Below are 24,464 nucleotides of genomic sequence, written 5' to 3' on the forward strand. Positions count from 1 at the left end.
TTAAATGAGTATTGGTAATGTTACTAACAATAGCACCGCAAAGTTTTAACCGTTTACAACTGTGTATCAAGGCTTAAGTTGATCGCGTCCTGCCTGTTTAGCCATATATAAATAATGGTCTGCATGCTTCATTAAGGCTTCGATACTGTTGAAGTCATTCTGTTTATCCATCCATGCCATGCCCAAACTCAGTGTGACGTAATTTTTGTCATCCCCCCGATTAACATGTTCAAGTTGTTCATTACGCATGGCTTCGAGTACCAATTGCAATTGTTCTTGGGCAATCGCATACGGAACATCATGCATCAATATGGCAAACTCTTCTCCCCCATAGCGAGCCACATAGGCTGAACTTGGCAGGGTATTTTGCATGGTTTTCACGATCTGCTGTAACACCTCATCGCCTTTGAGATGTCCATAGTGGTCATTATAATTTTTAAAATAATCGACATCTAACATGGCAAAGACCAATGTTCGATGACTATGAAAACGGACTTCTGAATATAAACGTTGAATTTCGGCATTCAAAGCACGACGGTTGAATGCCCCCGTTAAGGCATCAATACGAATTTGTAGCTCTAATTTTTTATTCAGCTCATGGAGCTGTAAGGTGCGTTCTTTAACTTTCTGATCGAGTGAACTGTTTAGCTCAAGCAGACTATTATTTAACTGCTCGGTATGCATCGACTGCTGTGCATAATGATGCGATTGCTGAAACATGATCAACAAGGCATACAAACTGGTTGAAATGAACGATAAATTGACGGAATCAATCAAATTCATCATCAGCAAAAAGTCGTTTAAAAAAGTAATGCACAGGAAAATAACCGCGATTAAATTTAATTTTGAATACGGTTCTTTCTTTTTCAGTGTTACGTAAAAACCATACGCAAAATTACTCAAAACAACGATCACATAGGCAAAGCTGTAGGTTGCCAAAGGCTGAAAAATTTCAGGCGTCGAAACAAAAGTCACTGAAATATTCAAAGACAATAGCAACATCGCGATCTGATAATTTAAGGTAAATAAATAGCGACGACTGAGCAAGTGGATATAACTTAAAAAGAAAATCGACGCCAAATAGGTAAATAAGTATTCTAATCGCGTACCCCACAACCAATTAATATCGGTAAAAGTTGTATAGGCATAAGGTGCTGAAAATAAATTATGGAGTGCTAAAAAAACAATAAATAAGCCAAACACCAAGTTACTTCGGCTATTGCGACCGCGTAAACCTCGAAAGACTGAAAATAGGATCGTAAATAATCCCACACCCAAGACGGCGCCAGACACCATTCCAATACTCATCATTTGTTGTTGGAATTGGCGGTTTACTGTCTTGGCGATACCAATACGCATTGGGTTTTCAAACCCGCCATGCATACTGTTAAAACTTGAAGCCTGAATGGTTAAAGTGAAATATTCATCTTGTGCCACAAAATAGGCAATTCGTGGTGCATTTTCTGTTTTTTGTTCTGCTTCAGTTCGCCCAACTTCACCCAAACGAACGATCACATCACCATTTAAAAATACCCGATATGCACCGTACTGATTTGGAATCAATACCGCGATACGTCGGCCAATAAATTGTTTGGGAATTTGGAAATGCCCAGTGTATGTCCCAAAACCTTTACTGTCCCCTGTGATGTCTTTAAATGATGCAGGCAGATAGACCGTTTGACCGACTAGAACCGAACTCGGAGAAGTTAAAAATTGATTTGGATAAAACAACCATTTGCCTTGTAAGAGGCTACTGGTGTCTTCCGTGAAGTAGATTTGGTTAACTTCGTTTTGATGTTTTAAATAAAATGATTTAGGAGCAGTTTCATACTGTGCTTGAGCAGTCGATACAGTGAATGCCAATGTAAAAATAATAAAGGTAAGAACCCAGAACAATCTGGTGCAAGGCAACTGTAAAGACAACGGCTTTGATTCCTGCGTTTATACTCGAGCAATTATTCTAATCTACGGTAAAAGACAAAAATAACAACTACTATTTTATCAAATTGATCAATAACTTCCATGTCAATGATCTAAAACAGTCGCTGTATTAATCGCGAGTTTTTACATCATACAATTCAATCTCAAAAATAAGATTTGAATTGGCAGGAATTACATTACCCATTTTACGTTCACCATAAGCCAAATGTGATGGCACGATTAACTTACGTTTACCACCGACTTTCATCCCCATGATGCCCTGATCCCATCCTTTAATTACACGGCCTGTACCAATCACTGTTTCAAAATAATTACCACGATCCAGTGATGAATCAAATTTTGTACCGTCTTCTAACCAACCTGTATAGTGCGTTGTAATCAAAGCGCCTTTAACCGCTTCTTTACCTTCGCCTACCACTAAGTCAATAATTTCTAATTCCGTGCTCATGCTCTCAACCTCAAATGCCGCAATCTAAATAAAGCCCTATTATAAACAGAATCAGTCTGAACATGATGCCCTTGAATGCGCTAGAACAGACCGACTCAAAGTTGAGAACTCAAATATTTAGATCAGCATGCAAAAAACATTTACATGGCAAAGGTCAAATGCCGTGAAATATAGGAGTATTCCTTTATCACCAAGATGTGTTGAGCAAAACGAAACTAAAAAATCAAAACGCTTGAACACTTTGAACGTTCATTGAATGAAGGAGTTTATGCGTAAGAACAACGCTATTTACAAAGATAATAAAGAGGATTCATCCATGAGCATTACATAAATGGGGGGCTAGAAATTTTCCCGAATTAAATTTTTATTTTGGTTTTAGGTCAACTGAGTTTTAAATCGACAGTTAAATTAACAGAATTGTATTAGCTGAAAAATAGTTATAGCAACAAGGATGCAAGCCTAAACTCACATCCATCGTGATGAGTTAAATCACATCAAATGCTTATTGCAATTGTGTCCATTCAATCACCGCTTGAGCTTTATCACCTATCAAAGTCCATTCGCCGTCCATTACGTTTAATTGTAAAGACATGGTCCGTTCGCATAACTCTTGAATGGCAACTGTACTCGCTTCAGATAATTGCCAAATTTCAACATTCTTCAGGGTTTTCAGTTTGCTGTTGCGTTTATACCATTCGTCTACTGAAGAACCATAGGTAATCACAGCAACGTGTGGGCAACGTGCGCTGGCTTTTTTGACTTTATCTTCGTCAGGGCAACCGACTTCAATCCATTTCACCAATTGACCTGTTAAATCTTTTTCCCACAGCGCTGGTTCGTCTGTTTCGAAAAGATCTTTGGTAAATTCTAAGGCTTCATCTGCATAGCGTGCATATGCCAAGACACGTACCATCAAACGTTCAATCGTTTCAGAAGGATGCAAAGCCATCGTCAATTGATAATCACCATATTGGTGTACATCCATATTGGCAATGTTCAAATCTGCTTTATAAATTGTAGCTTTTAGCGCCATAGTAAAGTCCTCAAATTTGGCGCCTAGCATATAAGATTTAGCAAGCTTTTGCTGCGCTGATTTACTTATTTCTCAGCTTTATCGGCATCGATACGACACTGCATTAAGCGATCTTCAAATTCGAGCCATTCACGTTCAGTTTGGTAAATAATTTCGACACGATTATCGATACTTTCCTCGCTCGACTGATAATTAAACTGATCGGGATTAAAGTTAAAGGTTTTCCACCCTTGGTCTGTCTGAAAAATACCTTTGATCCGTAGCCAATCTTGCTGCTCACAGAGTAAATCTAACAGCTCAAAAAAGTCGAAGGTCCATCGTTTTGGGAGTTTCCAACCTGCGACACTATAGCCCTGAGCGGATTCAACATAATGATAAGGCAACTGTTTAATTTCTGTGGGTACATCGACCAACGTTTGCTTTTGTATCGCCAATAAAGGCTGAATTTTACGCGGACTTCCCACATAGGCGAGATCAATATTTGTCAGTTTTAAATCACCTTTGACAACATTGATCCATTGCTGCTGATACGGTAAATATGCTTGTTTGAGTCGTTCCAAACCAGCTTGATCGGCCTCACTCATGCAATCGACATGAGACACCACCACGATTTGTGCCACTTTGAGTTGATCGGCATACAGATTTTGCGAAGTCCACTCTTGATCATGTAAGCGTGAGCCATCAACCACGGTCACCAATGCCCGCATGGCTAAATGTGGATGCCAATGTGGCTCGGTCAATTGCTCCAATAGTTGTCCCGGATGCCCTAAACCTGTCGGCTCAATAAACAGTCGGTCGGGTTTCACCTCTGACAATAATCGTGACAACGCAATTTGCATCGGCAGTTGGCTACTACAACATAGACATCCACCCAATAATTCCTTGACCGCAAAGCCCTGATCTTGCGGCAACATCTGTTGATCGACCCCGATTTGCCCAAACTCGTTCATCAGTACGGCCCAAGTTTCGCCCGCTGGCTTTTGCTTCAATAACTGCTGTAAAACTGTGGTTTTACCCGCACCTAAAAAGCCAGAAATAATATGAACAGGAATCGCACCGTGGGTAGAAACTAATTTCAAAAGTGAGTCACTCAAATAAATAGCCAATGATTAATGGCCTTTACCATAATGATTTCAAAAAAATGCTGCAAGCCTAGTCTTCATTTCTCTGTCTTCATTTTCCTAAAGCATAGATCAGCCTAGTATCCGAGGCATTGAATGATGATCTGGCTGTTAAACAGCCTGTTTATTCCATTTGCATGAATGCATTACATATCTGGTCACACTTTATAGGCAAAGTTAACTCTTATATTTAAAAAAAATGGTCATATCGAAAAGAATCCTTACATTTGGATTTTATCGAAATTTCTGGATTCTGCTTATTTACGACATCGATGTAATCATCATGTAAACAATGAATGAATCATGAAGTCGATTTGGTCATTTTTTCTTGCAAAGTTAAATGAAGATTCCGATATTTTTTTACATTTAAAACACAGGATGGACGGTTATGTATTCATCCAGTTAACCAGTCTGTTTCACTTTGTTGCTCGCATTGATCACTCGGTTTTCTCGATTTAGCATGAGTTCTCTCCTGATGGACGTGATGATCTTTTCAGGACTTACTAAAATATATAAGGATGCTCAAAATGAAATTAACTCAAATTTTACTTGCTTCTACTCTAGCTGCTGCAGCTGCAACAAGTTTTGCTGCGAGCAAAGATAAACAAGAAGCACCTGAACAAGAAAAAGTAGTGGTTAGCACTCAAGAACAGCCAGCGACTGAAACAACTGCTGCTGAAGGTACTGCCGCTCAACCTGCTTCAGAAGCAAATGCTGAAGGTTCTGCACCAGCTCAACCTGCTCAGTAATAGACGGATAGCGTACTCCACACGCTAAATTCATTTAGTCTGCTGCTCAACATTTATCCCTCACTAATAAAATGTTGTGCTAAATGAATTAAAGTCGCCGGATCATTGAAAAATGGTTCGGCTTTTTTATGCTCAAAGCCACTGATTGATAGATTTTAATGATCGATAAATCATTCAAAATGATTGATGATTTTCATATAAATAAATATATATCATTCACTTAAAATAAAACCCTGCAAAAAACACGACAATTCGATTCATCGTTTCGACTTATGCCTAGCTTGTTGAAAGTCTCTGTTTAGAACTTAATAGTGGCATATGTGAAGTGATTGGATGTTTACGCATGAGCAATAAAGCAAATTACACAACGGAAGTTGCCATTCTGGGCGCAGGTCCTGTCGGCTTAACCATTGCAAACTACTTAAGTAAGCAAGGCGTCAATGTCACTGTGATTGAACAACTGGACAGCCTGATTGACTACCCACGTGCGATTGGTATTGATGATGAATCATTACGTACCATCCAATCATTAGGTTTAGTGGATCAAGTGTTACCGCATACGACACCGAACCACGCGATGCGTTTCTTAACCCCTAAAGGCCGTTGTTTCGCAGACATTCAACCGCTCACTCGTGAATTTGGTTTCTCACGTCGTAATGCCTTTATTCAACCGCAAGTCGATAATGTACTGCTACAAGGTTTAAAACAGTACGAAACCACAAATGTTTTATTCTCTCGTCAATTGTCTGATTTTAGCCAAGATGCCAATGGTGTAACGCTCAATATTCAAAATAAAGACGGTGAAGCTGAAAAAATTCAAGCGCAGTATTTGATTGCTTGTGATGGTGGTAACTCAGTGGTACGTCGTACACTCAACATCGGCTTCGATGGTAAAACTGCACCGAACCAATGGATCGTGATCGACATCAATAATGACCCACTTGCAACGCCACACATTTACCTATGCTGTGACCCTGTGCGTCCTTATGTATCTGCTGCTCTTCCACACGGTATTCGTCGTTTCGAATTTATGGTGATGCCTGGTGAAACTCAAGAAGAATTAAGTAAACCTGAAAACATTGCCAAACTATTGTCGAAAGTACTTCCAACGACCGATGGTATTGAAGTGATTCGTCAGCGCGTTTATACCCACAATGCCCGTATTGCAGATAAATTCCGTGTAGACCGTATTTTACTTGCAGGTGATGCTGCGCACATCATGCCAGTATGGCAAGGTCAAGGGTATAACAGTGGTATGCGTGATGCATTCAACCTTGCGTGGAAAGTTGCAATGGTTGTACAAGGCAAAGCTGGCCCAGCGCTTTTAGATACATACCAAGTTGAACGTAAAGATCATGCCAAAGCGATGATTGATCTTTCTGTAATGGCGGGTCATGTCCTTGCGCCACCAAAAAAATGGCAAGGTTTCGTGCGTGATGGTATCGCCTATGCACTCAATTACATCAAACCGATCAAACAATATCTATTGGAAATGCGCTTCAAGCCGATGCCGAAGTACAACGACGGTGCGTTGATCAATAACGGCGTTAAAGACTCACCTGTGGGTAAAATGTTCATTCAACCACATGTTCAACTTGAATCTGGTGAAAAAGTCCTACTTGATGAAGTCATCGGTAACGACTTTGCAATCATTGCTTGGGGCGTTGATCCGAAATGGGGTCTGTCAGATGCGACCATGAAAAAATGGCAAAAATTGGGCGTTAAATTTATCCAAGTATTGCCTGCTGTTCAGCTTAGCAATGAAAATCGCACCAAGTACGACAATGTGATTACGATTGGTGATATTGGTACCGATATTCGTGGTTGGTTTGGTAAAACCACTGAATCTGTTACGATTCTTCGCCCAGACCGTTTTGTTGCAGCGATTGCAATTCCACAAACTTTAGACAGCGTGAGCCAACAATTGTTTGCAAAATTGCATGCTTAATAATCGAAATAGATCTGCAAGAATTAAAAATCACCATGCATAAAGCATGGTGATTTTTTTCTATAATCACTATAAACATCAGATGCTATAATCGTTCAATACATAATTATAAGCTTCGCAAAATGCAAAAAAGATTTCAGAAATTATTCATTTATAGTTTGTTAGGTTTTATTTTTATCTGTTCACTCATTTTCGTAGAGATACATCATTTTCATGCCAATAGTTGGTTACCTATTTTCGTTTTTTGCCTCTGTTTTCTTATTTCTTTGAATTGCTATTTATTACGCTTAGAAAAAGATGTGAACAAAAACGAAGAATCTAATTTTTTGTCCTTCCATTTATACATTTCATTTTTTTATGCAGTCATTGCCAGCTTTTTTCTCACCACAGTGATTCTTGCTTTATTTGCATTACAAACTCAATATTTTGGTCAAGATAAAAATATCATTCTAAAAGGCCAAGTCTATTCACCCACATTTACACTAGAAAAGAAGCCCTGCCGAGCTCGCCTTAAATTTCCCGAAAGTGGTTGGTCTACCTTCGCGTATCTCTGTCTAGATACCAAGAAACATAAATTTTCTGGTTATTACAAACTCCATTTGAAAACCAGTTTCGCAGGGGCTGCGGTTCAGCATTATTATTGGATTAATGATCAATTAACATATCAGCAGCATCGTGCCTTAGATATGGATCCACAACAAAAAAGACTACTCGAAATATATGCCAAACTTGAAAGAGATTTAGGCCCACCTCTATCTGATGATGAAGCCCATGATTTTTTAAATAGAACCAACAACGATTGAGTCTATTTAATTTAGCGCAATATATGCCATACATTATTTATGGCAATAATTAAAATCGCTTTACCATCTTAGTGATTGATATTTAAAACTCTTTCTTTGTAGTTCTCAAAGAAAGAGCTATATGATTAGACATATCGTAACAACACGTTCAGCCAACAATCAAATAAGCATCCAAGTTAAACCGACTGAAACCAATGCACATCTTTTACCGATTCACGTTGCTGAATCAGCTGAATAAAAGGTTTAAATTCATCCAAATATGGCAATATTTTGAATGAAATTGCATACACCATCCAATAAGCTAAATACAAATCTGCTGCGCTAATTTTATCCCCCAACAGATATGGTTGAGCCTGTGCAAGCCCTGTTTTAATAAAATCTAAAAGTATTTTTTCATTACCAAAACTCAAACTGCCACGTTTCTCATCCATCAACTCTGTGCTAATGCCGACATTTTTCATATCCATATATTCAGTCAGCGGACCATGACAGAAAAACATCCATTTCAAATATTCACCACGTTTGGGATCATCCAAGGCGGGTGCCAAACCTTTGTCACTGAATGTATCAGCTAAATAACTAAAGATGGCGGCGGTCTCACTAATCACGGCAATACCATCGACCAAGCAGGGAACTTTGCCCATGGGATTAATCTTGAGATATGCCGCTTGGTGCATCTCTTCATATGGCACTTCAATAATCTCAACTTCTGACTCGATGTCTAATTCTTTCAATAAAGGCAGAATAGTATTACTGCGTGAGCGTGGATTGCTGTAGAGTTTCATTGCTGGGTTCATTGTAGATATCCTTATTTTCATCCTTGTTGTTCTGTCTATTACTATACGCGGCTTTATGTAGAATTATGTTGCGTTCATCCGTGCTTTAAACACTTTCCGATACAATACGCCCGACTAATAATTACGCTAAATTTGAATTTATATTTAAAGCAAAAAGTATTTACTCCGACTTTCTGATAATCAAACAATTGAGCTCTACATCGATGAAAAATAAATATTTAATTGCCATGTTTACGGTGATTTTAATTTCAGGCTGTTCCAAGAAAACCGAAGAAATGGCAACTGAAGCCAGCGCAGATGCACAACCTGCTCAAGTCAGTACACAGCAAGATCAAGCAGCGGAAAGCACTTCCAATGAGCCGTCTACCACGCCTGCAACAACACAAAAACCTGAAACTATTTTAAATGAGCAGGTCAACCCAGCTGAAGCCTCACGTAAAATGGTACGAGAAGCCAATGTCAGTTTTGAGTCGAAAGATGTGGTTAAAACGGCCTTAGAAATTGAAAAACTAACGCTAAGTTTAGGCGGCTTTATTGAACAGAAAAATATCGACTTTGTGGTGCAAGAGAGTCAATCCTACCCGATTGCTGACGGCAAAATTAAAATCTTTGAAAAAGTAAATCCGCAAGCGGAAATGATCATTCGTGTGCCAAGTGAAAAAGCTGCACATTTCGTTAATCAACTTTTGCCACTAATGCATTTTTTGAACCGTCAGCAATATTCGGCAAAACGCTATGAGCTAAAATTACTCGAAGAAAAAATGTCGCAAACACAGGTCGTGCCCGACCATGTTGCAGCAGCACAGATCAATGAAATCTCACGTCTGACCCGCTTAGAAGTTCAAGATCGTGTCCGCTATAGCACGATTGTGATTGGATTTACTCAACCTGCCACTGTCCGTGAACATATCGATATTAACCTTGATGCTGTTGCGCAGTTAAATGGCGATAGTTTCTGGCAAAGAGCGTGGTACGGTATTCAAAAAGGTTGGCAATTTGTGTTGAGCCTGCTGGTTATTCTCATTACGATTTGGCCACTCTATCTGATTATTATTATCGGTTTGATTGCCTACCGTGTGATGAAACCCTATTTACAAAAATGGTTTAAATGAATGAGCTGAACAAGCTCCATTCTTCATTTAATCTATGATTAAAAATACGATAACTAAAAAAATCCCGAAGCGCTTAATTCAGGATTTTTTTATTTAAATCTTAGGGCAATATTTAAAGGCTTAGAAAAAGCCCATATAGAACTGCTCTTTTAAGACTTTTAAAATCAACTCGATCGCATCATTTTTACGATCTTTTCGATAGCTCGCATACAGACCAATGGTCGGCAAGGGTTCAACTGTACTTTTAACCAATATTTTATCACCGAGCAATGGAATGACATAAGACGGCACCAAACTCCATCCCACGCCCATACCGACCAAATTGACATTTAATAAAATATTGGTCGAGTGCTGTACCAAGTTCACATTTAGTTTATTTTGCTTAAAGAAATCTTGAATAATTCGGTATAGCTCAGGTGATGAATGTTCATCACTAATAATAAAATCCTGATTATTCATGTTTTTAATGCTGATATGCCGCTGTTCTGCAACAGGCGAATTTTTCGGTACAATCAGCGCCAAAGGCTCAGTAAAAATCTGAACAGATTCTATATCAGGGCTCTCTTCGACATAACGGGTAAAGGCAATATCAATCTCCCCTTTACGCACTGCACTGATTTGATCGACATCCATTAAACTATGAAAATGAATTTTTAACTCAGGAAACTGAGCACGGATATTTGGCATGATATAAGGAAAGACCTTCATTTCAGCCACAGGAACAAAGCCGATATTCAGTTGTTCTTTACTGAGCTTCGCAATTTGACGCGCATCTATCATGGCTTTTTCAGCATGCTCTAAACTCAAACGCGCTTCTTTTAAAAAGGCCTGACCTTCTGCAGTCAGTTCAACTTTTCGGTTGGTTCGCATCAATAATTGCACCCCAACTTCCTGTTCTAGGTCTTTAATTTGCTGACTTAAAGAAGGTTGCACAGTACACATTCGCTGCGCAGCCTTGGTAAAATTTAGCTCTTCGGCAACCGCAACAAAATATCGTAGATGTCGTAATTCCATTATTCAGCTCCTAAAGCACTGCGTTTGAATTGGTTTGCCACGAATAGACGATACATCCACGTAGTGAACAGTACCATCACCGCACAAAATAAATAGGTTGCCTGAAATCCAAAGTATGCAATCAGCACACCCATAATGACCGAACCGACAGCAAGGCCAATATCAAACAAGGCAAAAAAGGTGGATATTGCATGTCCCATTCGGGCTTTTTCTACCGTTTGAATCGCGACCGTTTGCAGGCATGGGAACACTGAACCGTAGCCGATGCCCATAAAAACTGCCGATATCCAAAGCACCCATTGATTCGTGAGAAAACTCACAACCACCAAACCAATGGCAAAGCAAATAAAGGATGGATAGATGACTGCACTCGGGCCTTTGCGATCATAAACTTTGCCAACCCAAGGACGGACGAGCAACATCGACACAGCAAAGACAATAAAAAAGATACTGGTATAAGCGAGTAAATGCTTCAACTCTGCATAAGCGGTGATAAAGCTCATCACACTCGAATATGCAAATGCGGTCAGCAATGCCACAAAACTGATGGCAAGTACCCGTGTTTCTATCACATCACGCCATTGGATGGCTGCGGATTGGCTCGCTTGATCACTTGACTTATGCTGTACGTGTTCTTGTATTTGAACTAACCACGTAAAAATATAGCCCACTGCAACCAATAAGGCTAATACTGCAAATAAGGTACTAAAACTGCTGAATTGAATCATACTCAGCGCTAAAAATGGCCCGATCACCACGCCTAAGTTGGTCGACATGACAAAGTAGCCCATGCCTTCACCCTTTCGATGATCTGGGATGTAATCATTTACGATGGGAACATTGACCGTGGTTAATATACTGAACCAAAAACCATGTAAAAAACGAATGACCAACAACGACCACATGCTGTCAATCCACAAATAACTCAGCGCAAAAACGACAAAGATAAAGCCTGAAATACGTACAGAATTGGCTTTACCAAAACGTTCAATGATCATGCCGGAAAAGGGACGAATCGCAATGGATGACACCAAAAACAGCGTTAAAGCCATACCCGCTTGCTGAATCGAACCACCCAATTCTTTCATAATATAAATGGGCAATATGGTCAGCAGCGCAAAGTAATAGCTAAATAAAAACAAGTTATTACACAGACAAAAAACGAAAGACTTGTTCCATAGCGATGCCTGATGTTGAGTAGTCATGAGGTCATTGTCTCGCTGCTACGCGTGGCTTGGGACTGCGTAAAAATCGGGTTTAGCGCCAACTGCACCAGTCGCTTGATATAGTCTTCATCTGGCTGGGTATTAAAGAAAATGATCTGATAATGAATCGGGCCATACAACATGTCCAACATGAGTTCGAAAGGATAATCCGCGCGAATTTCGTCTCGTTGAATGGCCAATTGGATCAGCTCACGTGTCGCTTCTCGTCGAGGTAACAAATACTGTTTAAAAAACTCACCCGCTGCTTCACGATGCTCCGCCAAAACCACGAGCAATGCTCGGCCCACGTGCTGATTTAAAGCCCGTGATAGTTTGAGCAATTGTTGATTTAGATTGAACTCTAAACTTTGTGATAAATCGAGTTCAAACACCGAAGCAGTGTGCGCTTTAAAAGCATCGAAAACCAGATCGGACTTATGCTTCCACCAACGGTAAATCGTCGATTTTCCCACGCCTGCACGAGCCGCAATATCTTCAATGGTCATGCTTCGATAATCACTTTCCGCTAAAGCATCTGTGACTGCCTGTAAGATACATTGCTTACGCCGAGAAGTTTTTTCAGTTTCACTCATAATTTAAAAACGAAACGCTACGTATCGTTTTATATTAAACAGTATTGGACTGAATGACCATCTTTAACTGAGCTTCGAAGAATAAACTTTAGTCGCACACTCGGAACTCAAATCCCAACTGCACTCTCCAGACGAATTTCAGAATACAAAAAAGATCGCCTAAGCGATCTTTTCAAATATTCAGCCACCAAAGTGATTAGCTTTGTGTCGACTTTTTATAAATACTGCAAGAAGGATGATGATTTTCCTGTAAACGTGCCACTTTACGCTGTTCCGCAGCTTCGAAACGACAACGTTTCCAGTCATTATCTAGATTCAATGCTGGAATTTGTTTCGGCTTACCTTGATCATCAACGGCGACCATTGTGAAATAGCAACTATTGGTATGACGTACTGTACGTTTTTGAATGTTCTGCGCTTCAACACGTATACCAATTTCCATTGAAGTACGACCAACATGGTTCACACTTGCAAGGAAAGTCACTAACTCACCCACGTGAATTGGTTCTTTAAAATTCACTTTATCGACTGATAGTGTCACCACGTAGCTACCAGAATAGCGACTTGCACAAGCATACGCGACTTGGTCTAACAATTTTAGAATCGTTCCACCATGCACATTACCCGAAAAATTCGCCATGTCAGGAGTCATTAAAACTGACATCGATAATTCTGACTGGTCGTCTAGTGCATTCGCAATTTGATCTAATGGGGACATCTTGTTTCTCTAGACTCGTGATATAACAATGATTAATGTGATTATTATATAGATTTTAATCAAAATTAAATGTTCAAATCGGCAAAAAAACCATCATTATTATTTATAGTGATCATACCATCATTCAGTAAAATATATATCGATAACGATATACACCCGATAAACAAGTATTTATCGCGCTATCTATCAGTTTTTTTTAATCCAAGCTATGCTGTGTTTTATATTTAAAACATATTCATTAAAACGCGTTGTTCATCGATTCAACATAGCACGGCATTAAACTTAATCTTCTAAGACTTTTAACATCTCGAAAGATACGTTGTCATAGCTGGTTTTTTGTCCACCATCATTGGTACTTTCTAGCGTGTAAGAATTATCTACATGTACATGAGTGACAATAAATACGTTATCTTCCATCATCGCAAGCTTTACTTTTTGTCCTACATCAAGCGTTTTCATCTACAGCCACCTTTAAAATATTTATTGGTTTTAAGTATTAATAACCTGATGATATTCTAAACACTTCAACAGTGTGGGTAAACGTAAGCACATGAATAAAAACGCTAATATAGGTATATACTCTTAAAATCTACGTAAAACCAATTAATATGATTTTATTAATTAATTTCAAATAATTAACTGTATATTTTCTTATCATTACGATTTTTATATTTGGCAAATCTTGTGATTAAGACCTAAAACCAATCAACATCCAATATATTAATGATTACTGGATACTATTGAGCATGGGAAAAGCTGAGAGCAAAAATTAAAATGCTTTGCTGAAATAAAAATGCACCCTGCTAGGTGAACAGGATGCGTTTAAATTTGCGAATCGTATCAGCCTAGTCTTTGGCTGCTAAATAAGGAATATGATGTCCCTTGCTATATTGATGTTCAGCATAGACCCGAGAAATCTCTCCAAGTTTTTCCAAGGTTGCCTCTTCACCTGCAAGCATCGTCGCTTCACGCCCTTTCACATCAAATATATGTGCTTTTTCACGTAAATCAGGTTGAATCACAATGTCTGCTCGCTTGAGCTCTTCTTGAGCTAAACGATTTTGCATAATATTGATATTTTGGTTAAACAAGCCCCAAACATTCGACGTTTCGGTATGAATTGGTCGTGCCAAAATATCCACCGCAATAATAATATCTGCCCCTAAATCGCGTGCAACGTCCACAGGAACTGGACTGACCAAGCCACCATCGACATATTCAGTGTCTTCAATAATCGTTGGAATAAACATGCTCGGAATCGACACCGAAGCACGAACGGCCTGTCCCGTATTACCATAGTTGAACACGACTTTTTTGCCATCCTTTAACTCGGTTGCCACCACATACATTGGGGTTTTTAGCAACTCTAAAGGCACGTCATCAACTTGCTCATTAATATAATCTTCAACTTTTTTACCGTCAAAAAACCCTTTTTTGTCCAAACGTATTTCTCGAACATCATTGGCTTTCATATTTAAGGCGATATCTCTTAACTCATTGGCACTTTTACCTGAAGCATAGATTGAACCCACAATGCTACCCGCACTGGTTCCAACAATAAAATCTGGGTGTATTCCCTGCTGTTCAAGTATCTGAATGGCGCCTATGTGTGCATAACCACGTGCCCCACCACTCCCTAAAACCAACGCAACAATCGGACGCTTTTCCTGCTTTTTCACTTTTTTAAAGTCAATGCGGTTATTCGCCACTTGAGCAGGTGCTGCTGTATAAGTTCGAATTTGTGTGGATATTTCAGCGCTGACCTTTTTTGAGCCCACACTTTGACAACCTACAAGGCTGATTGCGAATGCAGTCATCAAAACAGTTATGCTTTTCATTGAGAGATATTCCAAATGCAACTCGAGATTTGAAGAGAAAAAGTAGTCTAATCAGTCCACATTCACGTCACTGTTATTATTCGTTAATGCCTCTGACCGATGCACATTATATTGACATACAACCTAGAAAGTCATTGGCTGTCAAAATTTCAGTGTCTAGCAGAATTTCCACATCAGGATTCAAGCCCTTATCTAGCAAAAAAAGCCCCGATAACGGAGCTTTTTAAAGTTAATTTTTGACTTTACCAAATATCGGAATTAACGCGATCCTTATATTTTGGATGTTCATCCATTTTAAATACTGGCTCTTTTACACCCCGTTTTAACTGTGAGGTGTAGTCTTTCATCAGCATCAATAAGAATGGCGTCAGCAATAAAATCGCAAAGAGGTTAATACTCGCCATCACGCCCATGAAGAGATCCGCTAAGTTCCAAATCAGTGGCACACTCATGATTGAGCCAAAGTACACCATCATGAGGACGACTACGCGGAATATAAACATGACCTTAGGATTGTTATTGATAAACTGCACATTACCTTCAGCATAAGCATAGTTACCGATTACTGAAGAATAAGCGAATAAGAACAAGATTATGGCAAGGAAGTCATCTCCCCATGCGCCAATCTGGCTTTCAAGCGCCATTTGCGTCAAAGCAACACCCTCAAAGCCTGCATTTTCATACAAGCCAGATGCCAAAATAATGATCGCCGTACAGGTACACACCACAAATGTATCGACAAAGACACCGAGCATCTGAACTAGGCCTTGATTGACCGGGTGTTTAACATCTGATGCTGCCGCAGCATTCGGAGCAGAACCCATACCCGCTTCGTTTGAGAATAATCCACGCTTAATGCCTTGCATCATCGCCATAGAAACCATAGCACCGAAGAAACCACCAGCCGCAGCATCAAACTCAAATGCTTTGCTGAATATTAACTGGAAGATATCAGGCAAGATTGCAAAGTTAGCAAAAGCGATATAGAGCGCGACTGCCAAATAAAGTAATGCCATAAATGGAACAAAACGTTCTGCCACTTTTGCAATACGCTTAATACCACCAAAAATAATCAGCGCTGTTATAAAGACAAGGAATAAACCTACCCATGAAATTTCAAAACTAAAACTGCCCAAACTCAATACTAGATTGGCTTTATCCCAACCCCAAGCATGTGAAGTTGCACCCGTAATGGCATTGGCTTGTACTGCATTAAACACAAAGCCATAGGTTGAAATCAGGGCAATGGCAAAAACCACACCCAACCACTTTTGCTTTAAGCCTTGCGTGATGTAATACGCTGGACCACCACGGAATTGCTGATTTTGCGTATCACGCACTTTAAAGAGCTGTGCAAGTGAAGACTCCACAAATGCAGAACTCATGCCTAAAAATGCGGTAAACCACATCCAGAACACTGCACCCGGCCCACCAATTGCAATCGCAATTGCAACACCTGCGACATTACCCACACCGACACGACTTGCCAGTCCAGTCACAAAGGCTTGGAATGGTGTAATCCCATGATCATCATCGCCTTCTTTACGGCTAGATTTCATCACTTTAATACTATGAAAAAATAGACGAATCTGAACTGCACCAGTGATTAAGGTATAAAAAATACCAACAGCAACCAAGAAGACAACAAGGAAATCCCAAAGTGGGTCATTAAAAATTTTAATCCACCCCAACAGGGTTTCATTTAATTGTTCATTCATATTCAACCCTAGTTTTAAATGGTCAAAAGTATGAAAAGCTCTTTTCTGAAGAGCCTTTCTAAATTAAGCAAAGAATTTAAGAATTAATTGAATAACTGTTGCGTTAATCAAATCAACAAAAAATGCGCCACATAAAGGAACGATTAGGAAAGCCTTATGAGATGGACCATACATATTGGTAATGGCTTGCATATTTGCAACTGCGGTAGGTGTTGCCCCCATACCAAAACCACAATGACCCGCCGCTAAAACCGCAGCATCATAATTTTTGCCCATTACACGGAAAGTGATAAACGCAGCATATAGTGCCATTGTTAATGTTTGGGCTCCCAAAATCACAACTAATGGTCCTGCAAGATCTGATAGCTGCCATAGTTTTAACGATAATAGTGCCATTGCTAAGTACAGTGATAATGAAGCATTACCAAATACATCAATTGCACGATCAAATATTTGTACGCGGAAAATACCTTCTAATACATTACGTAAAATGACACCACCAGCTAAAGCCCATACAAATGTCGGTAATTCAAACATCGTACCTTTACTGAAAGCCGTCATAAAATCAGCAAATGCTAAACAGCCAGCAAATAAGCCCAAAGTCGTAATTGCATTATCTGCGGTAATTAAACGAACACGATGTGGATATTCAAAAGGTACATATTCTGTTGAATTAATATCAGCTAGTGGTGTGTTATCACTACGCTCAATTTGCTCATTCGTGCGCGGAGTTGCTAGGTGATAACGATTAATTAGCAACTTAGCTAATGGTCCACCAATAATACCACCAATGATTAAACCAAAAGTTGCACTTGCCATACCTAAAGCTAATGCACCTTGTATACCGTGTTCAACTTCAAGAATTTCACCCCATGCACCAGCTGTACCATGACCACCTGTCAACGTAATTGAACCTGCAATCAAACCAATCAGTGGATCAATACCCAATAAAGTGGCAAGACTGATACCAACGACATCCTGCACAACAATGAAAGAAGCAACGGCTACCAGAAAAATAACAAGACCAATTCCTCCTTCTTTCAATTTGGCAAAGTTTGCGCTTAAACCAATGGATGCGAAGAAAATCAGCATAAAACTGGTTTGTAATTCACTACTCGTAGTAATGCTATAACCCCAAATGCTATGTACAACCAATGAAATTATTGCAGCAACCAAACCACCAGCTACGGGCTCAGGAATATTGTAACGCCTCAAAAAACTGATTTTATTTACCAGAAAACGTCCTAATAAAAGAACGATCACCGCCGCAATTAAGGTATAAAATGCGTTAAAGCTAAATTCCATAATAATTTGTCCAAAATGGTTAGAATATTTATTAGTCCAATTAATAGAAATTAGTAGCGTTTATTAATTAAAATACAATTCCAATTTGTAAATTTAACTAATAAATCAGGCTACCAGCTATTCATTGCCAATCATAAATATTCATCATCTGATTCAAATATGTATGCCTGAGTTAAAAGAAGTGAAAACTCAATTCGACAAAACAAATCCATAAAAGCAGTTCATGCTTACTAAACCAACACTTACTACAATATTCAGATCATAGATGAAATACATAAAATCAAATGCTGATTAGAAAAGTCGCACATTATGCGTGGAGAACAGAGAAATTTCATTAATTTTAATTACAAAAAGTTTTATTTACTATAATTTAAAGTTATATCTCTTTGTTTTTACTAAAATGTATTCGCATTTTTTATCTATATAAAATATTAAAGATTTGAACATGCTGCCCATGTAGGACGTGGTTCAACGCCTGCTTTAACCAGTACAACATCATGACTCAGGCGATTTAGTGAATCCATCTACTTAGTACTGTGAGTTCATTTGCGTTGATATATCCCCTTTTTAAACAAAAAAGCCTGAACTGAGTCAGGCTTTTTTGATCGATTCTGATCGATGATTTGAGCTTAGAAGCTATATTTAGCCATTAAGCCAACGCGGTCATCGTTATAAGATTCACCCGCAAAGTTTTTGCGTTTACCGTTCACATATTCTAAGCCAAGTTCAACTGGTTTTACAGGTGCGTAAATAAAGTTAATCCAAGCTTGCTGTGCTTCATCATTCGCATTTGAGTTAGATGCATCTCTCGCATACGCGCTGCCATCATCCGCAAATAGCGCGCCGTAAGCTAAAGTCGAACGTAGTTTTTCATTAAACTTATAAGTTGCACCCACTTGTACAGCAGTGAATTTGTTTTGCTCGATGTTGCCATCTACCACAGAGTAAGCCGAGTTAGAACCATATAAATAGTTGCTGTTGCCTTCTGTATACGAAACATCACCATTCAATTTCAATTGATCAGTCACTGCATAAGATGCACCCGCTGCTACACCCCAAGCTGTTTCTGTATCATCCGCAGTTTTAGATTTGTAGTTTTCAACCAATGCACGAGCTGAAGCGGTACCTTTCCCAGCAGCAAAACCTTGAGTCACTTTGGCAGTTAAGTTTGGAAGGCGATACGTCGGATCTGCAGCAACAGTCCCTTTACTATCCCCTTCTTCCGCAGAAACAAATAATTGAGTATCTGGAGCTAACTTGTAGTTATAACGAACTTGAGGAATACGTGTAGTACCACCACCCAAGTTTGTATTGAAATCAATCATTTCTGGTGCATGACTAGACAAGAAGTTAGATGTCGTTTGACCAAATAACCAGTTGTTAAAGGTTAAATAACCATGACGTAGACGAATAGTTTCGCCACTTCCATTGAAATCGACCTCGATTTTACCGCCCACTTTATCATCACCACCAACAGGTGCTGTAAAATCTAAACCAAAACGTGTGGTTTTTGCAGTTGCGCGAAGTTTATCTCGTGCTTCTTCTTTAGACGTATGTACGTTATTAAAGTCGTTATCCGCACCTTCAATAATATAGTTCGCATCACCACGAACAAAACCGTAAAGACTTACATCTGCACCTGTTTTAGATTTTAAGCTTGCAGCTGGAGTAGCTGGTTGCGGTGGTGGTGCAACAGGACGCGCTTTAACTTGCTGAATCTCTGTTTGTTGCTGTTGTTGAACTTGCTGCTGCGCTTTAATCAAACTTTTCAGTTCTGCAACTTCTGCACGTAATTGTTCAATTTCAGAAGTATTGCTGCCTGCATGAGCCATTGATACCGTTGCCAAACTCATGGCAACAACAAGGGTTTTCATTGGGTGGAATACAGTTTGAGTTTTCATCCTAAGCTCTCTATTGTCCTGTCATTGTTGTATACCCTAAATCCGGGTGCTTTGTTATTCAGCTATTTGAGCGGACAAATTTCAAGCTGCATATCCGTGCTTTAGTCGCATTAAAGCCTTAACTTGTAGCCCCCAATAACGAAATACTTGAAAGCAAAAAGCAAGAAACCTGAATCCATTACTGAAATTAGACTGAAATATTTAGTTAAAATTCGGACTTAGCCGATTCAGATGGCAAAAAATCTCAATATTCATACCTTAAAGGTAAAAACCCATACCCTGTAGGTATGCAATAAAAACGATAAAATCCGACATATTACCGATAGAGACATTCACAATGTATTTATCCAGCATAACGTAATGTATTTAATGCGAATAATACTTATTTAATAATTATTCTATTTCCTTAGATTAAGACAACAATGATGCGCAGTTTCATTAATTATTTTCAAGTGGATGATTTCTTAGATATAAGTTTCGAGAAAATAGAAACTGACCTCACAATGGGAAAATAGCACAATCATTCATCGTTATGATGATGAACATTTATAATGAATGACACACATATTTCATCAAAAATATATGGACATTGATGACTGACGTTTAAGTCAAACCAGCTATAGTCATCACCTGCATTCAGTTCAACCCATGGCTGAAGCTTTTAAACTACGTATGGTGAACATTGCAATAACCACAAACAGCAACATAATCACGGCCATATTGATGAGCGCTGACCATACTAAAAAGTTCAAAAACACTCCAGCCATTAGACCACAGGCAAATTGCATACTTCCCATGATTGCACTGGCTGTGCCAGCTCGTGAGCCTTGTTCAGACATCGCCAATGCCATGGCATTTGGCCCAGTGAAGCCGATTGAAGCAACACATAAGAACATGCCAAACATTACAACAACGATAGATGAAAGATAAAATAGCCCCGCCACCAATAAGATCAGCACACCACATAATTGAAGTGCATTACCCAAGTGCAATCGATGGCGAACATCCAGTCGATTTGCAAGTTTCTTGTTGAGGGTCGAAAACACCATAATCCCTAAAGCATTCGCACCAAATACATAAGCAAATTGCTGTTGGCTCAGACCATAACCATCCATTAAAATGGCAGATGAGCCACTGATATAACAAAATAAAATTGCGCCAGAAAAACAGCCTGTGAGCATCGGTTTACGGAAGGTTTCGTCTTGCAAAATCGCACCATATAAACCTAAGACTTGTTTTAAACTTAAGTTTAAGCGTCGCTCAACAGGCAAGGTTTCTTGAAAGAAAAAATGTACGCAGAAAAGACAAAAAATACCGACAAGTACCAATACCGCAAATATGTATTGCCATTCAAACACCTGCAAAACCCATGCGCCTAAAGTAGGTGCAATGATTGGTGCAATTGTTGTCACGATCATCATGCTGGCAAAGGCTTGAGCAGAAGCTTGCATACTTAAGCGATCACGAATTGCAGCACGGGCAATCACTACACCGACACAACCACCCAACGCTTGCAAAACACGAGCAGCGATCAAACTCCATTCACTATTGGCAAAGACACACAGAAAACCGGCACAAATATATAAAACCAAACCGAAATATAGCGGTGTTTTACGCCCAATACGGTCGCTGACTGGCCCATAAATTAACTGCCCAATCGCCAAACCCAAGAAATACGCTGGAAGACTATTGGCCATTTGTTGTGTCGTGACACCAAAATCTTCAGCCATTTGAGGTAAAGCAGGCAAATACATATCGATTGAAAGTGGCCCCAAAGCAGTCAGCAACGCCAACAAGACAATCCAGCGTTGAGAAAATTCCTTTTGTGATTCGACGCTTTTCATAAGAATAATTCATTTATCGCAAGCAAGTTTTGCAGACAAGTTTACACTGCACATAGTATTATTTCTTGGCTTCAATGTGAAAATTCACACGATACACATTGCTTACTGCCCCATCGCTTTAGCAAAGGAAAAATTTTGAACGCCTGGCTCGCACGACTGAAACAAGCAACCTATAACACGACCTTTATGTATAACTTGCGCATGGTCATTGCCTTCGCAGGAACAGCCTTTGTCCCATATTTTTTAGATCAGCAATTGATGACCATTCCCCTCACCTTGGGTGTGGTTGCCGCTGGTCTAAGTGATATCGATGACCGCTTTTCAGTCCGTGTGCTCAATCAAATTTATACCTATATCGGGTTCTTTGTTACTGCGGTATCCATTTATCTGTTGTTCCCGCATCCGATCTTATTTGCATTGGGGCTGATTGTGTCTTGTATCGGTTGGATTCTTTTGGGTTCATTGGGTCGTCGCTATGCCACCATTTCTTATGGCTGTCTGGTGATCTCCGTGTATTCCATGCTAGGGGTTGAACTTTTTGAAAATTGGTATACACAAGCAGGTTTATTGGTCATCGGTGCGATGTGGTACGGACTGCTTTCGACTTTGAGCTTTCTGCTGTTTCCTGTGCGTCAAGTTCAGGACAAATTGGCCCAAAGCTATTCGTCTCTAGGTGACTTCTTATTTGCAAAATCTAACTTGTTTGATGTCGATATGACACCAGAAAGTTATCAGCAAAGTTTGATTGAGCTATCGCTAGAAAATGGCAAATTAATTGGCATTTTCAACGATATGAAAACAGCCTTATTAACACGTTTAAAAGGTGACCGTGGACAAAAAGATACGCGTCGTAGCCTGCAATATTATTTTGTCGCGCAAGACATTCATGAACGTGCCGATTCCGCGCATATTGATTATCAAAAATTGACCCGTATTTTTGAACATAGTGATATTTTATTTCGCTTTCAACGTGTGCTTTCGATTCAAGGTAAAGCCTGTAAAGATTTAAGTATCAGCATCTTACAGCGAAAACCTTATCATCATAATCAACGTTTTAAACATGCGTTCCACAATCTTAAATTGTCACTCGAAAAGCTGCGTGAAGAGCAAAAATACGATGAAGTTTGGATCAATTCTTTATTTGCTTTATACCAAAACCTAAAAGGCATCGATGCGCAATTACGCAACGTCGAAACCGAGCGTTATATTGACCGACAAACCCTGATTGAAAATCGTTTAAAAGATGATGATTTAAAAGGTTGGGACGATATCGTCATTCGATTCAAACAACATTTGAGTCCAGAGTCGGTGCTGTTCCGTCATGCTGTGCGTTTATCGACCGTGTTATTTATTGGTTATATTTTTGTCCAAGTGACCAATATCAGTTATGGCTATTGGATTTTATTGACCGCCCTGTTTGTCAGCCAGCCGAACTTTAACGCCACCAAACGTCGCCTATATTTACGTATCATTGGCACCTTGGTCGGGATTATTTTAGGTTATGCGATTTTATATTTTGTCCCTTCTGTCGAAGGTCAACTATTACTGCTCATTTTAAGTGGCGTGTTGTTTTTTGAATTACGTAGTAAGCAATATGCACAAGCCACTGCATTTATTACCATTTTGGCGCTGATCAACTTTAACTTAGATGGCATGGGTTTTGCCGCAGCTATGCCGCGTATGATTGATACACTGATTGGCTGTGCCTTGGCATGGTTTGGTGTGAGTTTCATTTTCCCAGATTGGAAATTCCGTCGCCTGCCTCGAACCATCAGCCGTTCGATTCAAGCGCAGTGTGATTATTTGGCCGAAGTGGTTGAACAATACAAATCTGGTCGTAATAACGGGTTGAATTATCGTGTGGTCCGTCGTGCAGCCCATAATACCGATGCAGAAGTAGCTTCACTGATTTCCACCTTAGCTACCGAACCCGATACCGATCCGACTCAAAAAGCTTTAGCCTTTGAGTTTTTGTGCCTCAATCATACCTTTATTAGTTATATCGCAGCCTTGGGTGCGCATCGTGAAAAAATTCAAGATCAACAGGTCTTAACCTTATTGGATAAAGCCACGGATGACATTCAAGGTGCATTACTACGTGACGAAGTGCCGGACTTAACGGCGCAAAATATGTTGCAAGAAATCCGTCAGCGTTTGTCACAAAACAGTGAGGAAGATCAAAAATCCTTGATTGTGCTACAACAGCTTTCTTTGATGTTTAACGTGTTGAACCAATTTAGCCAATTGAAACAAAATCTAAGTCATGAGCATGATCAGGCATCGACTGAACTGGCTTCGCTATAATTTGGATGATTTTGGAACAATATACTCACTGAATTGGTATAAATAATGCTAAACTTTTTACAGTTTTAAATC

At 39.4% G+C, this 24,464-nt stretch carries 20 protein-coding genes; 5 read left to right on the forward strand and 15 right to left on the reverse strand.

Going from position 1 to position 24,464, the window contains the following annotated elements; translation table 11 throughout:
• Positions 1 to 66: 66 nt before the first annotated feature.
• The 4 genes from B1201_RS02725 to B1201_RS02740 all read right to left on the reverse strand — a co-directional run bounded on the left by B1201_RS02725 (position 67) and on the right by B1201_RS02740 (position 4,501).
• Complete coding sequence (locus tag B1201_RS02725; RefSeq protein WP_143221654.1) at positions 67 to 1,863, reverse strand: diguanylate cyclase domain-containing protein; 1,797 nt, start codon at positions 1,861 to 1,863, stop codon at positions 67 to 69.
• Between the two features lie 187 nt (positions 1,864 to 2,050).
• Complete coding sequence (locus B1201_RS02730) at positions 2,051 to 2,389, reverse strand: FKBP-type peptidyl-prolyl cis-trans isomerase (RefSeq protein ID WP_078191421.1); 339 nt, start codon at positions 2,387 to 2,389, stop codon at positions 2,051 to 2,053.
• 502 nt (positions 2,390 to 2,891) lie between these two features.
• Complete coding sequence (locus tag B1201_RS02735) at positions 2,892 to 3,422, reverse strand: YaeQ family protein (protein WP_078192234.1); 531 nt, start codon at positions 3,420 to 3,422, stop codon at positions 2,892 to 2,894.
• A 65-nt stretch (positions 3,423 to 3,487) separates the two neighbouring features.
• Positions 3,488 to 4,501, reverse strand: coding sequence for a CobW family GTP-binding protein (locus B1201_RS02740; protein WP_078192406.1), 1,014 nt, complete (start codon positions 4,499 to 4,501; stop codon positions 3,488 to 3,490).
• Positions 4,502 to 5,070: 569 nt separating this feature from the next.
• Between B1201_RS02740 and B1201_RS02745 the strand changes: the two genes are divergently transcribed.
• The 3 genes from B1201_RS02745 to B1201_RS02755 all read left to right on the forward strand — a co-directional run bounded on the left by B1201_RS02745 (position 5,071) and on the right by B1201_RS02755 (position 8,043).
• A complete protein-coding gene (locus tag B1201_RS02745; protein WP_078191424.1) occupies positions 5,071 to 5,292 on the forward strand; it encodes a hypothetical protein in 222 nt (73 codons plus the stop codon).
• 343 nt (positions 5,293 to 5,635) lie between these two features.
• A complete protein-coding gene (locus B1201_RS02750) occupies positions 5,636 to 7,240 on the forward strand; it encodes a bifunctional 3-(3-hydroxy-phenyl)propionate/3-hydroxycinnamic acid hydroxylase (RefSeq protein ID WP_078192235.1) in 1,605 nt (534 codons plus the stop codon).
• Between the two features lie 299 nt (positions 7,241 to 7,539).
• On the forward strand, positions 7,540 to 8,043 hold the full coding sequence (locus B1201_RS02755) for a hypothetical protein (protein ID WP_143221646.1): 504 nt from the start codon (positions 7,540 to 7,542) through the stop codon (positions 8,041 to 8,043).
• 176 nt (positions 8,044 to 8,219) lie between these two features.
• Here the strand turns inward: B1201_RS02755 and B1201_RS02760 are convergent, their stop codons facing one another.
• On the reverse strand, positions 8,220 to 8,828 hold the full coding sequence (locus B1201_RS02760; protein WP_078192407.1) for a glutathione S-transferase family protein: 609 nt from the start codon (positions 8,826 to 8,828) through the stop codon (positions 8,220 to 8,222).
• Between the two features lie 215 nt (positions 8,829 to 9,043).
• Between B1201_RS02760 and B1201_RS02765 the strand changes: the two genes are divergently transcribed.
• The gene (locus tag B1201_RS02765; RefSeq protein ID WP_078192237.1) at positions 9,044 to 9,952 is read left to right on the forward strand and encodes a DUF4349 domain-containing protein; all 909 of its coding nucleotides are present in this window, start codon (positions 9,044 to 9,046) and stop codon (positions 9,950 to 9,952) included.
• 120 nt (positions 9,953 to 10,072) lie between these two features.
• Here B1201_RS02765 and B1201_RS02770 read toward each other — a convergent pair whose 3' ends face one another.
• The 10 genes from B1201_RS02770 to B1201_RS02810 all read right to left on the reverse strand — a co-directional run bounded on the left by B1201_RS02770 (position 10,073) and on the right by B1201_RS02810 (position 22,088).
• Positions 10,073 to 10,966: a LysR substrate-binding domain-containing protein gene (locus tag B1201_RS02770; protein WP_078192238.1), complete on the reverse strand. Its 894-nt coding sequence runs from the start codon at positions 10,964 to 10,966 to the stop codon at positions 10,073 to 10,075.
• A complete protein-coding gene (locus B1201_RS02775; protein ID WP_078192239.1) occupies positions 10,966 to 12,171 on the reverse strand; it encodes an MFS transporter in 1,206 nt (401 codons plus the stop codon). Before B1201_RS02775 ends, B1201_RS02770 begins: the two co-directional genes overlap by 1 nt.
• Entirely contained in the window at positions 12,168 to 12,764 is a 597-nt protein-coding gene (locus tag B1201_RS02780) for a TetR/AcrR family transcriptional regulator (RefSeq protein WP_078192240.1), read from the reverse strand. The genes B1201_RS02775 and B1201_RS02780 overlap by 4 nt, the downstream gene beginning before the upstream one ends.
• A gap of 196 nt (positions 12,765 to 12,960) precedes the next feature.
• Positions 12,961 to 13,482, reverse strand: coding sequence for an acyl-CoA thioesterase (locus B1201_RS02785; RefSeq protein ID WP_078192241.1), 522 nt, complete (start codon positions 13,480 to 13,482; stop codon positions 12,961 to 12,963).
• A 282-nt stretch (positions 13,483 to 13,764) separates the two neighbouring features.
• Positions 13,765 to 13,941, reverse strand: coding sequence for a hypothetical protein (locus B1201_RS16920; protein WP_171263721.1), 177 nt, complete (start codon positions 13,939 to 13,941; stop codon positions 13,765 to 13,767).
• A gap of 386 nt (positions 13,942 to 14,327) precedes the next feature.
• Positions 14,328 to 15,320 (reverse strand): patatin-like phospholipase family protein, encoded by a 993-nt coding sequence (locus tag B1201_RS02790; RefSeq protein WP_078192242.1) that lies wholly within the window; start codon positions 15,318 to 15,320, stop codon positions 14,328 to 14,330.
• Positions 15,321 to 15,562: 242 nt separating this feature from the next.
• A complete protein-coding gene (locus B1201_RS02795; protein WP_078192243.1) occupies positions 15,563 to 17,038 on the reverse strand; it encodes an alanine/glycine:cation symporter family protein in 1,476 nt (491 codons plus the stop codon).
• Positions 17,039 to 17,101: 63 nt separating this feature from the next.
• Complete coding sequence (gene gltS / locus B1201_RS02800) at positions 17,102 to 18,343, reverse strand: sodium/glutamate symporter (protein WP_078192244.1); 1,242 nt, start codon at positions 18,341 to 18,343, stop codon at positions 17,102 to 17,104.
• Between the two features lie 629 nt (positions 18,344 to 18,972).
• Positions 18,973 to 20,244 carry a DcaP family trimeric outer membrane transporter gene (locus B1201_RS02805; protein WP_078192245.1) on the reverse strand — a complete coding sequence of 424 codons (1,272 nt, stop codon included), beginning with the start codon at positions 20,242 to 20,244 and terminating at the stop codon, positions 18,973 to 18,975.
• Positions 20,245 to 20,885: 641 nt separating this feature from the next.
• Positions 20,886 to 22,088 carry a multidrug effflux MFS transporter gene (locus B1201_RS02810; RefSeq protein WP_078192246.1) on the reverse strand — a complete coding sequence of 401 codons (1,203 nt, stop codon included), beginning with the start codon at positions 22,086 to 22,088 and terminating at the stop codon, positions 20,886 to 20,888.
• A 135-nt stretch (positions 22,089 to 22,223) separates the two neighbouring features.
• Here B1201_RS02810 and yccS point away from each other — a divergent pair, with 135 nt between their 5' ends.
• On the forward strand, positions 22,224 to 24,392 hold the full coding sequence (yccS, locus tag B1201_RS02815; protein WP_078192247.1) for a YccS family putative transporter: 2,169 nt from the start codon (positions 22,224 to 22,226) through the stop codon (positions 24,390 to 24,392).
• Positions 24,393 to 24,464: the final 72 nt, after the last annotated feature.

The sequence above is a fragment of the Acinetobacter sp. ANC 5600 genome (genome assembly GCF_002018395.1).
GTDB lineage: Bacteria > Pseudomonadota > Gammaproteobacteria > Pseudomonadales > Moraxellaceae > Acinetobacter > Acinetobacter amyesii.

Bases quoted from the DNA above. Each gene is read 5' to 3' on its own strand.
- B1201_RS02765 (WP_078192237.1), top strand. From the start codon at position 9,044: ATGAAAAATAAATATTTAATTGCCATGTTTACGGTGATTTTAATTTCA.
- B1201_RS02735 (WP_078192234.1), bottom strand. From the start codon at position 3,422: ATGGCGCTAAAAGCTACAATTTATAAAGCAGATTTGAACATTGCCAAT.
- B1201_RS02775 (WP_078192239.1), bottom strand. From the start codon at position 12,171: ATGACTACTCAACATCAGGCATCGCTATGGAACAAGTCTTTCGTTTTT.
- B1201_RS02730 (WP_078191421.1), bottom strand. From the start codon at position 2,389: ATGAGCACGGAATTAGAAATTATTGACTTAGTGGTAGGCGAAGGTAAA.
- B1201_RS02785 (WP_078192241.1), bottom strand. From the start codon at position 13,482: ATGTCCCCATTAGATCAAATTGCGAATGCACTAGACGACCAGTCAGAA.
- B1201_RS02780 (WP_078192240.1), bottom strand. From the start codon at position 12,764: ATGAGTGAAACTGAAAAAACTTCTCGGCGTAAGCAATGTATCTTACAG.
- gltS (WP_078192244.1), bottom strand. From the start codon at position 18,343: ATGGAATTTAGCTTTAACGCATTTTATACCTTAATTGCGGCGGTGATC.
- B1201_RS02750 (WP_078192235.1), top strand. From the start codon at position 5,636: ATGAGCAATAAAGCAAATTACACAACGGAAGTTGCCATTCTGGGCGCA.
- B1201_RS02770 (WP_078192238.1), bottom strand. From the start codon at position 10,966: ATGGAATTACGACATCTACGATATTTTGTTGCGGTTGCCGAAGAGCTA.
- B1201_RS02790 (WP_078192242.1), bottom strand. From the start codon at position 15,320: ATGAAAAGCATAACTGTTTTGATGACTGCATTCGCAATCAGCCTTGTA.
- B1201_RS02805 (WP_078192245.1), bottom strand. From the start codon at position 20,244: ATGAAAACTCAAACTGTATTCCACCCAATGAAAACCCTTGTTGTTGCC.
- B1201_RS02760 (WP_078192407.1), bottom strand. From the start codon at position 8,828: ATGAAACTCTACAGCAATCCACGCTCACGCAGTAATACTATTCTGCCT.
- B1201_RS02745 (WP_078191424.1), top strand. From the start codon at position 5,071: ATGAAATTAACTCAAATTTTACTTGCTTCTACTCTAGCTGCTGCAGCT.
- B1201_RS16920 (WP_171263721.1), bottom strand. From the start codon at position 13,941: ATGAAAACGCTTGATGTAGGACAAAAAGTAAAGCTTGCGATGATGGAA.
- B1201_RS02810 (WP_078192246.1), bottom strand. From the start codon at position 22,088: ATGAAAAGCGTCGAATCACAAAAGGAATTTTCTCAACGCTGGATTGTC.
- B1201_RS02795 (WP_078192243.1), bottom strand. From the start codon at position 17,038: ATGAATGAACAATTAAATGAAACCCTGTTGGGGTGGATTAAAATTTTT.